The sequence below is a fragment of the Actinoplanes oryzae genome, assembly GCF_030757795.1.
Taxonomy (GTDB): domain Bacteria; phylum Actinomycetota; class Actinomycetes; order Mycobacteriales; family Micromonosporaceae; genus Actinoplanes.
Genome location: NZ_JAUQWH010000015.1, coordinates 1 through 12,729 on the forward strand (window position 1 = coordinate 1; position 12,729 = coordinate 12,729).

The 12,729-nt window shown below is 73.2% G+C and carries 13 protein-coding genes; 7 read left to right on the plus strand and 6 right to left on the minus strand.

The window, feature by feature from the left end:
* On the plus strand, window positions 1-2,096 hold a 2,096-nt coding region (locus RBH18_RS07730), incomplete at its 5' end, for a PD-(D/E)XK nuclease family protein (RefSeq protein ID WP_306205271.1).
* 80 nt (window positions 2,097-2,176) lie between these two features.
* On the opposite strand, the gene RBH18_RS07735 is transcribed toward RBH18_RS07730, so the two are convergent.
* The gene (locus RBH18_RS07735) at window positions 2,177-2,575 is read right to left on the minus strand and encodes a pilus assembly protein CpaE (protein ID WP_306205346.1); all 399 of its coding nucleotides are present in this window, start codon (window positions 2,573-2,575) and stop codon (window positions 2,177-2,179) included.
* A gap of 233 nt (window positions 2,576-2,808) precedes the next feature.
* Here RBH18_RS07735 and cspE point away from each other — a divergent pair, with 233 nt between their 5' ends.
* Entirely contained in the window at window positions 2,809-3,012 is a 204-nt protein-coding gene (cspE, locus tag RBH18_RS07740; RefSeq protein ID WP_305785173.1) for a transcription antiterminator/RNA stability regulator CspE, read from the plus strand.
* 766 nt (window positions 3,013-3,778) lie between these two features.
* Here cspE and RBH18_RS07745 read toward each other — a convergent pair.
* Complete coding sequence (locus tag RBH18_RS07745; RefSeq protein ID WP_306205272.1) at window positions 3,779-4,519, minus strand: lysophospholipid acyltransferase family protein; 741 nt, start codon at window positions 4,517-4,519, stop codon at window positions 3,779-3,781.
* Window positions 4,520-4,667: 148 nt separating this feature from the next.
* On the opposite strand from RBH18_RS07745, the gene RBH18_RS07750 reads away from it, so the two are divergent.
* Together RBH18_RS07750 and RBH18_RS07755 are read left to right on the plus strand one after the other, a co-directional pair.
* Window positions 4,668-4,841 (plus strand): hypothetical protein, encoded by a 174-nt coding sequence (locus RBH18_RS07750; RefSeq protein WP_306205273.1) that lies wholly within the window; start codon window positions 4,668-4,670, stop codon window positions 4,839-4,841.
* A gap of 48 nt (window positions 4,842-4,889) precedes the next feature.
* Window positions 4,890-5,768 carry a hypothetical protein gene (locus tag RBH18_RS07755; protein ID WP_306205274.1) on the plus strand — a complete coding sequence of 293 codons (879 nt, stop codon included), beginning with the start codon at window positions 4,890-4,892 and terminating at the stop codon, window positions 5,766-5,768.
* Here RBH18_RS07755 and RBH18_RS07760 read toward each other — a convergent pair.
* From RBH18_RS07760 to RBH18_RS07775, 4 genes are read right to left on the minus strand one after another with little or no spacing between them, the layout of a single operon-like run.
* A complete protein-coding gene (locus RBH18_RS07760) occupies window positions 5,765-6,673 on the minus strand; it encodes an ABC transporter permease (RefSeq protein WP_306205275.1) in 909 nt (302 codons plus the stop codon). The two genes, RBH18_RS07755 and RBH18_RS07760, sit on opposite strands and share 4 nt — an antisense overlap.
* Window positions 6,663-7,433 (minus strand): ABC transporter ATP-binding protein, encoded by a 771-nt coding sequence (locus tag RBH18_RS07765; protein WP_306205276.1) that lies wholly within the window; start codon window positions 7,431-7,433, stop codon window positions 6,663-6,665. Before RBH18_RS07765 ends, RBH18_RS07760 begins: the two co-directional genes overlap by 11 nt.
* Before the next feature lie 21 nt (window positions 7,434-7,454).
* Entirely contained in the window at window positions 7,455-8,507 is a 1,053-nt protein-coding gene (locus RBH18_RS07770; protein ID WP_306205277.1) for an ABC transporter substrate-binding protein, read from the minus strand.
* Entirely contained in the window at window positions 8,480-8,914 is a 435-nt protein-coding gene (locus RBH18_RS07775; protein ID WP_306205278.1) for an RrF2 family transcriptional regulator, read from the minus strand. Before RBH18_RS07775 ends, RBH18_RS07770 begins: the two co-directional genes overlap by 28 nt.
* 200 nt (window positions 8,915-9,114) lie before the next feature.
* On the opposite strand from RBH18_RS07775, the gene RBH18_RS07780 reads away from it, so the two are divergent.
* From RBH18_RS07780 to nudC, 3 genes are read left to right on the plus strand one after another with little or no spacing between them, the layout of a single operon-like run.
* On the plus strand, window positions 9,115-10,422 hold the full coding sequence (locus RBH18_RS07780) for a M16 family metallopeptidase (RefSeq protein ID WP_306205279.1): 1,308 nt from the start codon (window positions 9,115-9,117) through the stop codon (window positions 10,420-10,422).
* Window positions 10,419-11,738 (plus strand): M16 family metallopeptidase, encoded by a 1,320-nt coding sequence (locus RBH18_RS07785; RefSeq protein WP_306205280.1) that lies wholly within the window; start codon window positions 10,419-10,421, stop codon window positions 11,736-11,738. Before RBH18_RS07780 ends, RBH18_RS07785 begins: the two co-directional genes overlap by 4 nt.
* Window positions 11,735-12,676, plus strand: a complete 942-nt coding sequence (gene nudC, locus RBH18_RS07790) for an NAD(+) diphosphatase (protein WP_306205281.1) — start codon at window positions 11,735-11,737, stop codon at window positions 12,674-12,676. The genes RBH18_RS07785 and nudC overlap by 4 nt, the downstream gene beginning before the upstream one ends.
* The last annotated feature ends 53 nt before the right edge of the window (window positions 12,677-12,729 follow it).

Consider the following 12,729-nt stretch of genomic DNA (forward strand, 5'->3'; position numbering starts at 1 on the left):
CTGCCGCGCCCGCCGCTGGTCCGGCTGCCGCGCCCGCCGCTGGTCCGGCTGCCGCGCCCGCCGCTGGTCCGGTTGCCGGGCTCGCCGCTGGGAGCGCTTCCGCCGCCGTGCCTCCGCCGCCCGACGACATCGTGGGCGACCATCTCGACGACGCGACGCTCGTGGAGGCGATGGCCGACCTCGGGGCGCCGCAGCAGTACTCGCAGGAGGGCTTCGCGCGGCTGCGGGCGTACAGCAGGGAGCTGGCCGAGCTGCGGCAGCGCCTGGACCAGCCCCTCCCCGACCTGGTCGCCGACATCGAACGCACCATCGGCCTCGACGTCGAGGTCGCCGTGCGCGGCTGGGCGGCGGGCGACGCCGGCCTGGCCCGCGGGCACCTCGACGCGCTCGGCGACGTGGCCGCCCGCTATGCCGGGGACACCGACGGGGGCACGCTGGCCGGCTTCCTCGCGTTCCTGGACGCGGCCGAGGAGGAGGAGCGCGGGCTCACCCCGGGGCAGGTCGACGTGGTCGAGGGCGCGGTGCAGATCCTGACCGCCCACGCGGCGAAGGGCCTCGAGTGGGACGTCGTCTCCGTCGCCGGCCTGACCAGGAACGTGTGGCCGGGTATGACCCGGGGCTCGGACAACTACCTGGGCGGCATCGGCGTGCTGCCGTTCCCCCTGCGCGGGGACGCCGGCGGCCTGCCGGAGCTCGACCTCTCCGGGGCCGTCGACCAGAAGGACGTGAACGCGGCGCTCACCGCCTTCGGGCGCGCGTGGCGGGAGCACGACGAGCGGGAGGAGCGCCGGCTCGCGTACGTGGCGGTGACCCGGCCCCGCCGGCTCCTGCTCGCCTCCGGCTACTGGTGGGGCGACGGGGTGAAGCGGCCGCGCGGACCGTCGGTGTTCCTGTCCGAGATCCGGGCGTCGTGCCTGGAAGGGGCGGGTCTCGTGGAGCACTGGGCGCCCGAGCCTGCCGCGGACGCCGTCAACCCGAGCGCCGAGCAGGTCGCCTCGGCGGAGTGGCCGTCGGACCCGCTCGGCGGCCGCCGCCCGGCCATGGCGGCGGCCGCCGACCTGATCCGCCGCATGATCGCCGCCCCGGACCCCGCTAGTCCCTCGGTGATCACCGCCGCGGCTGCGGCCGCCGAAACCGCTGCCGCCGCGGCCTCCGAAACCGCCGCGGCCGCTGATTCCGCCGCCGCTGATTCCGCCGCCGCTGATTCCGCCGCCGCTGATTCCGCCGCCGCGGCGGCGGAGTTCGTCGCGCTGGCGGCGTCCGATCCCGAGGTCGCCGCGCGCGCCGGGCTGGCCGCTGACCTGGTCGGACTGCCCCCGTCGGGCGCCGATCCCGCCGGCCCCGGGGACGCCGCGGCCGGGGACGCCGCGGCCGGGGACGCCGCGGCCGGGGGCGCCGAGCCGCCGGACCCCGATATCGAACGCTGGCGCCGCGAGGCCGCCCTCCTACTCGCCGAGCGGGAGGAACGCGCCCGCCGCGAGGGCCCCCTCGACGTCGCGATCCCGTCGCACCTGTCCGTGTCGCAGCTCGTGGTGCTGCGGCGGGACCCGCAACTCCTGGCCCGTACGCTCCGGCGGCCCCTGCCGCACCGCCCGGCCCCGCAGGCCCGGCGCGGCACGGCCTTCCACGCCTGGCTCGAACAGCGCTACGGCGCCGTGCGCCTGCTCGACCTCGACGAGCTCCCCGGCGCGGCCGACGACGACGGGGCCGCCGACGAGGAGCTGGCCGCGCTGCAGGAGGCGTTCCTGGCGGGCGAGTGGGCCGGCCGTACCCCTCTCGAAGTCGAAGTGCCCTTCGCCACCACCGTGGCGGGCGTGGTCCTCCGGGGCCGCATCGACGCCGTGTTCGCCGAGCCGGGCGGCCGCTACGACGTGATCGACTGGAAGACCGGCCGGCGCCCCGCCACGGCGGACGCGGCGGCTGCCACGGTGCAGCTGGCCGCGTACAGGATGGCGTGGGCGACCCTCGCCGGGGTGCCGGTCAGCCGGGTGCGGGCGGGCTTCCACTACGTCCGGGAGGGGGTCACCGTGCGCCCGGCCGACCTCCTCGACGCCGACGGCCTGGCCGCTCTGATCACCGACCTCCCGCTGATCTAGGGATCCTTCCGCGGCTGCGTCGCTTCGCTGACCTTTCCAAGGCCGCCGCCACGCGCCGCGATCGGTGCGAAAGTCCGTCCTCAGAGGCCCGCTGCGGCCAGCAGGTGCAGGAGAGCCGCCGCGTACGCCTCCTCCACCGTGGCCGCGGCGAACGCACGGTCCTCACCCAGCAGAGTGATGTCCGCCTCCCACCCCGCGCCGGTCCGCCGCAGGGCCTGCAACGTCGCGCCGAGCAGCTCCCGCAGCTGGTCCTCCCGCGGCAGCCACAGGGCCTCGTCCAGCTCCACGTCGTCGAGCGCCCACTCGGTCGTGCCGTTGAAGCCGATCACCCGGCCCTCGGGCAGCGTGTGCACCTCGATCGTCATGTTGCTCAGCACGAACACGTCCTCGTCGAGGTCCCGATCCGGGATCGCGAACCGGTCCCCGGGGCCCGGTTTCCACTCCAGCCCGGCCTCCCTGAGCTGCCGGGCCAATTGCATGCTGATCACGGGCGAACCCCCCTTTCCGTGCTAGGCTCCCAAGCGTTGTCAGTTTGGTTCCCAAGTACTCAGGAGCGCCTGTGGGGAAGTCTGCCCGAGGCGCTCTTTGTCGTAACCCGGGTTTCTCCGGTACGGGCGATCAGTACGGCGACACGAGACCCACAGAAAGCGGGTCTTACCACCTCGCTCCCGTCCATAATGGCCAGGAGCGATCGACCGTCGAGGAGACGAGCATGGTTACCGGCGTTGTGAAGTGGTTCAACGCGGACAAGGGCTTCGGGTTCATCACCCCTGACGACGGCGGTGCCGACGTCTTCGCCCACTTCTCCGCGATCCAGATGTCCGGCTACCGCAGCCTGGACGAGAACCAGCGCGTGGAGTTCGAGGTCACCCAGGGCCAGAAGGGCCCGCAGGCCGCGAACATCCGCGCCGTCTGAGTCCAGCCCCTGCGCTGACGCCCGACGCCGGCACCCGAGAGCGGGGTGCCGGCGTCGCCGCTTTCGATCCTCCCCGCCGCGCGCCCGCCGCCCGGCCGAGGAGGATCACCCCGTCGCCCGGCCGGTCGAGTGCCACGTCGCCGCACTCGCCCGGCCGAGCGCCGTGCCGCCGTCGCCCGCGCGCCGAGCCGCCGTCGCCGTCGCCCGCGCGCCGAGCCGCCGTCGCCGTCGCCCGCGCGCCGAGCCGCCGTCGCCGTCGCCCGCGCGCCGTGCCGCCGTCGCCCGCGCGCCGTGCCGCTGCCGAGCCGCCGTCGCCCCGCCGCCGTCGCCCGTGTGCCGTGCCGCCCGCGCGCCCAGCCGCCGTCGCCCCGCCGCCGTCCGCTCCGCCATCGCCCGTGTGCCGTGCCGCCGTCGCCCGGTGTGCCGCGCCGGCGCCGTCGCCCGCGCGCTGTCCCCGCGCCGCCGTCGCGCCGTCCCGGTCCGTCTGAACGTCACGTCGCCGCCCGCAGCCGAGAGCCGCGAAGGCCCACGATGCATCGCCGCCCGTCCGGCGCCCGTCCAGCGCGGTCGTCTGCCCCCCGTCCGGCGCGGTCGCCCGGCGTCCGCCGTCTGCGATCGTCCGGCGCGGTCGGCCAGCGCGTCCGGCGTTGTCAGGCGCCGCGTCTCCGGCGCGGTCGGCCAGCGCGTCCGGCGTTGTCAGGCGCCGCGTGTCCGGCGCGGTCGGCCGCCGCGCGTCGGCGTGGTCAGGCGTCGCGTGTCGGCGTGGTCAGGCTCCGCCGGTCTGGAGGCGTGCCGTCCCGCCCGCGGTCTCCGGCAGCGGAGCCGTCCCGCCCATGTGCGCCGGCAGCCACCACCGATCGTCCGGCCCGGCCGGCTGCTCCGGATACTCCCGCTGCGCCGCGTCGAGCAGCGCGGTCAGCCGCTGGTGCAGCGCGAGCGTCGTGGCGTCCGCGGTGGCGTCGGCCGGCGTCGGGATGGGCTCGCCGATCTTGATGAGGACCGGGACGTGACGCTTGGTGAGCTCCTTCTTGTGGCCCTTGGTCATGAGGCGGTGGGGGCCCCAGACGGCCATCGGGATCAGGGGCACCTTGGCCGCGTGGGCTAGGCGGGCCGCCCCCGACTTGAGGGCCTTGACGGTGAAGGACTCGCTGATCGTGGCCTCGGGGAAGACGCCGACGACCTCGCCGTTGCGCAGGGCCTCCTCCGCCTCGCGGAAGGCGCCGGTGCCGGCCTTGCGGTCGACCGGGATGTGCCGCATGCCGCGCATGAGGGGGCCGCTGAACTTGTGGTCGAAGACCGACTTCTTGGCCATGAACCGGACGAGCCGCTTGGCCGGCTGGGCGCCCAGGCCGCAGAAGATGAAGTCGAGGTAGCTGACATGGTTGCTCGCGAGCACCGCCCCGCCGCTGGTGGGCACGTGGTGCGCGCCGTCGACCTGGATGCGCAGGTCGAGCACGCGGAACATCGTCTTCGCGAGACCGATGACCGGGGGGTACACGATTTCCATCGCATTACGGTAGCCCCCGCGGTTGTATCTTTCCTGTGAGCCGGTGCAACGAAATCGGCTGCTGATGCGTCTTAAGGGTGACTGCGCCGAGGCGCCCGGGGGTTCACGCTGAGGGAAACCCTGCGGCGGCACTTCCGGGAGGCCCTGCATGAAGCCCGTGTCCGCACGCCGCGAGCTCGCCATCGTGCTCGCGCTGGCCGTGCTCGGCCTCGTCCTGGTCTCGGCCGTTGCCTTCACCCCGTGGTACGAGCCGGCCGGTCACGCCGGTGCCGCCGTCGTCCACACCGTGCCCCCGGCCGACCCCGCCGTGGCCGCCGGTTGAGACAAGGCGGATGTCCCATGACCCTCGGCGGTGGTGTTCACTGGGATGATGTCCGAGCCGACCCCGCCCGCCTGGTCCCGGCCGGGCGGCCCGTGGGCGTCCGGCACGGTGACCGGCGTCCCGCCGATCGAGCCGCCGGCCCCCGAGACCCCGCTTGAGCAGCCCGGCGAGGATGCGCCCCGGCGCCGCCGCCGGCAGATGCTGCTCTTCGGCGGGATAGCGGGCGCCATCGTCGCCGTCGGTCTGACGATCATCCTGATCGTGGCGCTGTCGTCGGGCGGGGACGCGTTCTCGGGCAAGGCGTCGGCCCCCACCGACGTACGCCCGCCGCTCGCCCAGATGTGCCCGGCGCCCACGACGATCCCCGAGGACCCGTCGCCCGCCCCGGCGCAGCCGGCGCCTCCGGCGGCGGGGGAGCGGACGGCCGACGAGGAGGCCGGGATCTCGTACGAGAAGTTCGGCGCCCCCTGGGAGACGTGGACCACGGTCTGGCGGGCCGGGACGCTCGAGGTGCCGTACAAGGTGGGTCAGCACTTCGTCACCGAGCAGTACAGCGGCGGCACGTACCATGCGTCGATCCTGTCCGCCGCGGTGCCGGCGGCGGAGAACGACGCGGTGACCCTCAACCTCGAGTGCGTGGGCCGGCAGGTGGCCGCCGATGTGCGCGCCGAGTACTACCCGCAGCCGAACACGATCGAGCAGTTGCGCGACGAGCTGACGACGCTGGGCGGGCGCCCGGCCTATCTGAGCGAGTTCCGGCTGCACTTCCAGTCGCCGGGGCTGCGGGCCACGGCGGAGCGCTCGGCCGTCGCCGTCATCGACGTCGGCAAGCCCACCGCCGCGGTCCTCTACATCTCGATCCCGAACACGCACGCCCAGTTCGAGCCGGTCATCGCCCAGGTTCTCGCGAGCGTCCGGCCGCTCTAGGAGCCGGTGAGACCCCAGCGCTTGCGCAGCGCGTTGTCGGCGGCGTTGAAGAGCACGTCGATCAGGATGCCGATCACCAGCACCACGATGATGAAGCTGATGACCAGCGAGGTCTCGCTGAGGTCGCGCGCCTGCTGCATGCGTACGCCGATCGACAGCGCCCCCGGCACGATGACCAGCAGCTCGCCGGCCATCAGGCTGCGCCAGGAGAACGCCCAGCCCTGCTTGAGCCCGGAGATGAACGACGGGAGCGATGCGGGCAGGATCAGGTGCCTGTACTTGGCGAAGCCCGACATGCCGAGCACCTGCCCGACCCGCAGCCAGGTCCGGGGCACGTAGTCGATGCCGCTGATCAGGCCGTTGGCGACCGAGGGCGCGGCGCCGATCACCACGACGAAGAGGATGGCGCTCTCGCTGAGCTGGAAGAGCAGGATGGCCAGCGGGAACCACATGATCGACGGCATGGTCTGCAGGCCGGTGATCAGCGAGCCGATGGCGGCGCGCAGCGGGGCGAAGCGGGAGACCGCCGCGCCCACGATGGTGCCGATCAGCACGGCCAGCGCGAAGCCGGTCGCCGCGCGGGTCATGGTCAGCCCGACGCCGCTCCAGAAGTCGCCGGTCCGGATCAGGTCGCCCAGGTCCTCGAAGACGGTGACCGGGCCGGGCAGCACGTAGACCGGCTTCCACTCGGCCCACACGACCGACTGCCACGCGAGCAGCACGATCGCGATGGCCAGGAGCTTGGGCCAGGCGCTGCGCCAGATGCGCTTACCGGCAGACCCCTTGTCCGTACGCCCGGAGCGCTCGAGCGCGTCGAGGCCGGCCACCCGGTTCGCGGCGGCGTCCCCGGCCCGGTCGGAGCCGGTGCGGTGATCGGGGGTCTGCGTGGGAACCTCAGCCTGCATGACGGGCGACCTCCGCGCGGAGCCGGTCGGTGATCTCGGCGGCCTGCCCGGCCACCTCGGGGGAGTCGATGCGGCGGGGCCGCTCGTGGGTGACGGGGAAGTCCTCGATGACGCGGCCGGGCCGGCTGCTCAGCAGGATGACCCGGTCGCCGAGCCGGACGGCCTCGCGCACGTTGTGCGTGACGAACAGCACCGTCAGCTGCTGCTCGCGCCAGATGCGCTCGAGTTCGTCGTGCAGGATGTCGCGCGTCATGGCGTCGAGCGCGCCGAACGGCTCGTCCATGAGCAGGATGTCGGCCTCCTGGGCCAGCGCGCGGGCCAGGGCCACGCGCTGGCGCATGCCGCCGGAGAGCTCGTGCGGCCGCTTGGCGCCGAAGCCCTTGAGCCGCACGATCTCCAGCAGCTCCTCGGCGCGCTGCTTGCGCTCCGCCTTGCCGACGCCGCGCAGCCGCATGGGCAGCTCGACGTTGCCGGCGACCGAGAGCCAGGGGAAGAGGGCGGCCTCCTGGAACATCAGCGAGACGTGCCGCCCGCCGATGTCCAGGGTGCCGCCGCTGATGGTGTCGAGACCCGCGACGAGGGACAGGAGCGTGCTCTTGCCGCAGCCGGACGCGCCCAGCAGGCAGACGAACTCGCCCTTGTTCACGGTCAGCGACACTTTGTCCAGTGCGAGCAGGGCGTTGCTGCCGCTGCCGTACTGCTTGGAGACGCTGTCGAGGCTGACGACAGCCTGGTCGCTGCGTACGGAGAGCATGGTCATGAGCTTCTGCCCCTCAACCGGTCAGGAGTCGCTGACGGCGGGCTCGCCCGCGGCGGTCAGCACCTCGTTCAGCGGGCCCAGGTCGTAGATGCCCTTGAGGTCGACCGGCTTGAGCAGCCCGACGTCCTCGGCGTGCTTGGCGCTGGTGAAGAGCGACGACGCGATCGGGTCGTTCGTGAACTCGAGGTTCTTGAACGCCGCGGCCAGGATCTCGTCCTTGAGCGGCTTGCCCGAGAGCGCCGCGATCTGCTCGTTGGCGGCCTTCTGGGCGCCGGCGTTGTCGGTCTTGATGTACTTGACCGCCGCGACGTGGCCCTGCAGCAGCTTCTTGACCGTCGCCGGGTACTTCTTCAGGAACTCCTGGCTGACGATCAGGTGCGTGGTGACGAACTGGCCGTTCGGCCACAGGTCCTTCTCGTTGACCAGGATCTTGCCCTTGGACTCCTGGACCATCCGGCTCAGGTTGGGCTCGGGCACCCAGGCGCCGTCGATCGCGCCCTGGGCGAAGGCCTGCACGGCGGTCGCGTTGTCCTGCGGCAGCACGGAGACGTCGCCGCCGCCCTGCTGGTCGGCGTTGAGTCCGTTCTCCTTGAGCCAGGCGCGCAGCGCGACGTCCTGGGTGTTGCCCAGCTGCGGCGTCGCGATCTTCTTGCCCTTGAGGTCGGCGGGGCTGTTGATGCCCTCCTTGACGACCAGGCCGGCGCCGCCGGAGGTGCTGCCCGCGATGATCTTCAGCGCGGTGCCCTTGGAGGTGGCCCAGCCGTTGATGGCCGGGTTGGGCCCGATGTAGGTGGCGTCGATCGCGCCGGAGAACAGCGCCTCGATCGCGGCCGGGCCGGCGTTGAAGGTCTTCGTCTCCAGCTTGGTGCTGCCGAGCGACTGCTGGAAGAGGCCGTTCTTGACGCCGACCAGGGCAGGCGCGTGGGTGATGTTCGGGAAGTAGCCGAGGCGGATGGTGCCCGCCTCGCCACTGGCCGAGGCGCCCTCGTCGTCGCCGCCGCAGGCGGTGAGCGTGGCCGCGGCCACGAGGGCAGATGCTGCGACGGCTAGCGCACGGAGGGTACGGGAGCGCATCCGGAACTCTCTTTCTGAAAAAGTTGCGCAAGGGTGCGGTGATCGACGACGCCTTCGATGGCCTCCTCCACCGCCACCCAGACGTCGCGGAGGCCGGTCGCGACCCCGTGGTACGTCGTCGTGGCGGTGGGCAGGCCGCGAACGGTGGTGAGTGCTCCGCCGACCGCCCGGACCACGTCACCGACGGTGATGTGCTCGGCCGGCCGGGCCAGGGCGTAGCCGCCGTCGACGCCCCGGTGGCTGTGCAGCAGCCCGGCGCGGCGCAGGTCCAGCAGGATGCCCTGCAGGAAGCTCAGCGGGATGTCCTGGGCCGCGGCCAGCGTGGCGGCCTTGACCAGGCCGGGCTGCTCGGACGCGATGGTCAGCATGGCCCGGACGGCGTAATCGGTGCGTGCCGAGACGTACATGTGGCATGTCCTCCCGGTCCGGCGGAGCGCAAAGTCGGCTTTCTCTATCTGTTGGATGGGAATAGTGGACGAGGTGGGGATGGCGCGTCAACCCCTGACCGCATCCTGAGAGCGCTGGGGTACGCAAAGTCACCCGGTTGCGAGGCGCACCACGCCGTGACAGGCGAGCCGCCGGCAGGACGGCGGGATAGATTCGACCAGTGGCGCGCAAAGTGAAGATTCCCGCGACGAAGTATCCGGTCGAACGGCTCACCCTCGACAACGGCTTGCGGGTGGTCCTCACGCCCGACCGCAGTGCCCCCGTGGTCGGCGTCGCCGTGGTCTACGACGTCGGCATCCGCTCCGAGCCGGAGGGGCGCACGGGCTTCGCCCACCTCTTCGAGCACCTCATGTTCCAGGGCTCGGAAAATCTGGAGAAGCTCGCGCACTTCCGGCACGTGCAGGGCGCCGGCGGCAGCTTCAACGGCTCGACCCACCTCGACTACACCGACTATTTCGAGGTGCTGCCCTCCGGCGCCCTCGAGCGGGCGCTCTTCCTCGAGGCCGACCGGATGCGCGGCCCCCGCCTCACCGAGGAGAACCTGCGCAACCAGGTGGACGTGGTCAAGGAGGAGATCCGGGTCAACGTCCTCAACCGGCCCTACGGCGGGTTCCCCTGGCTCAAGCTGCCGGCGGTGATGTTCGAGACGTTCCCCAACGCCCACGACGGCTACGGCTCCTTCACCGACCTGGAGAGCGCCACGGTCGACGACGCCGCGGAGTTCTTCCGGAAGTACTACGCGTCGGGCAACGCGACCCTGGCCGTCGCCGGCGACTTCGACGTGGCCACGGCGACCGAGCTGATCCAGCGCCACTTCGGCGACGTCCCGGCCCGGCCCCGGCCCGAGCTGCCCGGCTTCGACGAGCCGGGGCTGACCGCCGAGCGCCGGGAGAGCTATGTCGACAAGCTCGCCCCCCTGCCCGCGGTCGCGTCCGGCTGGCGGGTGCCCGACCCGGTCAACGCCTTCGGCGACTATCTGCCGTACGTCGTGCTGGCCGAGGTCCTCACCGACGGCGACGCGTCCCGGCTGGTCGAGCGGCTGGTCCAGCGGGACCGCATCGTGACCAGCATCGGGGGCTACATCGGCTTCATGGGCGACGAGTACCAGGTGCGCAACCCCACCGCGCTGCTGCTGCAGGCGCACATGCCCCCGGGCGGCGACGCGGACAAGGTGCTGCGCGTGGTCGACGAGGAGCTCGACCGGCTGGCGACCGGCGGGCTCGCGCCCGGCGAGCTGGCCCGCACCCAGGCCCGCATGGCGACGCACCTGCTGCGCGACACCGACGCGGTGCTCGGGCGGGCCCTGCCGATGGCCGTGCTGGAGCTGCAGCGCGGCCGCCCCGAGCTGCTCAACGAGCTGCCCCGGCTGGTCGGCGAGGTCACCGAGGAGCAGATCGTCGCGGCCGCCGCCGCCCTGCGGCCCGAGAGCCGCGCCACCGTCGAGGTCGTTGCAGGAGCGAACCAGTGACCAAGCACACTCTGCCGGACCTCGTGCCGGACTCGAAGATCAGACTGCCCAAGCAGGCCGAGCGCACCCTCGGCACCGGCCTGACCGTCATCGCCGTACGCCGGCCCAGCGTTCCCCTGGTCGAGCTGCGGCTGCGGGTGCCCTTCGGCCGGGCGCCGCTGGCCCGCGCCACGCTGCTCTCCCAGGCCCTGTTCACCGGCACGACGTCCATGTCGAGCATCGACATCGCTGCCGAGCTGCAGACCGTCGGCGGCGGGCTCTCGGCCGGGCTCGACCCCGACCGGCTGCTCGTCACCGGCAACTCGCTGGTCTCCGGGCTCGACCGGATGCTGGACATCCTCGCCGAGGTGCTCACCGAGCCGGCGTACCCGGCGGACGAGGTCGGCACCGAGCGCGACCGGCTCGTGGACCACATCCAGGTCGCGCAGAGCCAGCCGGCGCACCTGGCCCGCACGGCGCTGCTGGAGCGCGTGTTCGGCCGCCACCCGTACGCGGTGCAGACGCCCACGCCCGAGCAGGTCAAGGGCGTCCGCCCGGCCCAGCTCCGGGCGCTGCACGCCGACCGGGTCCGCCCCGAGGGCGCCGTGCTGGTGCTGGTCGGCGACATCAACCCGGAGAAGGCGATCGACGCCGCCGAGCGGGCGCTGAGCGGCTGGAAGGGCACCGGCAAGGACAGCACCGTCCCGCCCGCCCCGCCGCTGGAGCCCGGCCCGCTGCTGCTCGTCGACCGGCCCGGCTCGGTGCAGTCGTCGCTGCGCATGGCCCTGCCGGCCGTGCCGCGCACCGACCCCGACCATCCGGCGCTGCAGCTCGCCAACATGGTCTTCGGCGGCTACTTCTCGTCGCGCTGGGTGGAGAACATCCGCGAGGACAAGGGCTACACCTACGGCCCGCACACCTCGATCGAGCACTTCATCGCCGGCTCGACGCTGGTCGTCGCGGCCGAGGTGGCGACCGAGGTCACCGGCCCCGCGCTGCTGGAGACGATCTACGAGCTGGGCAGGATCGCCAGCCTGCCGCCGGGTGAGGAGGAGCTCGAGCAGGCCCGCAGGTACGCCCTCGGCACCCTGCGCCTGAGCATGTCCACCCAGGCCGGGCTCGCCGGGCTGGCCAGCATCTACGCCAGCTTCGGGCTGCGCCTGGACTATCTCACCGCGCACTCGGCGGCGCTGGCGGCCGTCACCCGCGAGCAGGTCGCCGAGGCGGCCGCGAAATACCTGGCGCCCGCCCGGGCCGTCACCGTGGTGCTCGGCGACGCGGAGCTGGTTGAGGGACCGCTGAGCGCCCTCACGAGCGTGGAGCGCACCGCCGAGTGAGCACCGCGGAGCAGCCCGACATCGCCGAGCAGCCCGGCCTCGACGGCCCGCCGCTCGCGCGCACGACCCTGGACAGGGCGGCCGAGCGCCGTACGGACCAGGCCTGGCTGGACGACGCCTGGCGCACCGGGCTCGTCCTCGTCATCGACATCGCGGACGGCGGCAAGGTGCTCGTGACGGACAAGCCGTCGCTGGTGCTCGTGGGGGCCGATGCCGCGCCCGAGGGGGAGCGGCTCTTCCTGGGCGTCGACGCTCTCGGCGTACCCGTCTTCGCGGTGTCGTCGCCCTTGCCGCAGGCCCCGGAGGGGGCCGAGGCACGCACCCTGCGGGACATCGGCGACCGGCTCGACCCGCGCGACGCCGGGATCTTGACGACCGCGGCGGCGCTGGGCAACTGGCACGCGTCGCACCGGTTCTCGCCGCGCAGCGGGCAGCCGACGACCGTCACCGACGGCGGCTGGGTGCGGGTCGACCCGGACGGGCGGCAGATGTGGCCGCGCACCGATCCGGCGATGATCGTGCTGGTCCACGACGGGGTGGCCGGGCCGGAGGGGCGCTGCCTGCTCGGCCACAACGCCAACTGGCCGGCCGTCGGCGGGGTGCGGCGCTTCTCGTGCCTCGCCGGGTTCGTGGAGCCGGGCGAGTCGGCCGAGGCCGCGGTGGTGCGGGAGGTGCGCGAAGAGGTCGGCATCCGGCTGCGCGCCCTGCGCTACGAGGGCAGCCAGTCGTGGCCCTACCCGGGCTCGCTGATGCTGGGCTTCACCGCGTCGGCGGACGCGGAGCAGCCGTTCGTGCTGGACCCGGCCGAGATCGACGAAGCGCGGTGGTTCACCCGCACGGAGATCGCCGCCATGATCGACGGCGGTCTCCCGGGCGTCGGGTTGCCGATGCGGTCCTCGATCGCGCTCTACCTGATCGAGACCTGGCTGAGGTCCTGAGCCCCGGCCCGGCGCGCGGGCGTCCGGGCCGGGTCCTCAGGCGCTGGCCGCAG

Coding starts and splice junctions, on each gene's coding strand:
- RBH18_RS07735 (WP_306205346.1), bottom strand. CDS start 2,575: ATGCAATTGGCCCGGCAGCTCAGGGAGGCCGGGCTGGAGTGGAAACCG.
- cspE (WP_305785173.1), top strand. CDS start 2,809: ATGGTTACCGGCGTTGTGAAGTGGTTCAACGCGGACAAGGGCTTCGGG.
- RBH18_RS07745 (WP_306205272.1), bottom strand. CDS start 4,519: ATGGAAATCGTGTACCCCCCGGTCATCGGTCTCGCGAAGACGATGTTC.
- RBH18_RS07750 (WP_306205273.1), top strand. CDS start 4,668: ATGAAGCCCGTGTCCGCACGCCGCGAGCTCGCCATCGTGCTCGCGCTG.
- RBH18_RS07755 (WP_306205274.1), top strand. CDS start 4,890: ATGTCCGAGCCGACCCCGCCCGCCTGGTCCCGGCCGGGCGGCCCGTGG.
- RBH18_RS07760 (WP_306205275.1), bottom strand. CDS start 6,673: ATGCAGGCTGAGGTTCCCACGCAGACCCCCGATCACCGCACCGGCTCC.
- RBH18_RS07765 (WP_306205276.1), bottom strand. CDS start 7,433: ATGACCATGCTCTCCGTACGCAGCGACCAGGCTGTCGTCAGCCTCGAC.
- RBH18_RS07770 (WP_306205277.1), bottom strand. CDS start 8,507: ATGCGCTCCCGTACCCTCCGTGCGCTAGCCGTCGCAGCATCTGCCCTC.
- RBH18_RS07775 (WP_306205278.1), bottom strand. CDS start 8,914: ATGTACGTCTCGGCACGCACCGATTACGCCGTCCGGGCCATGCTGACC.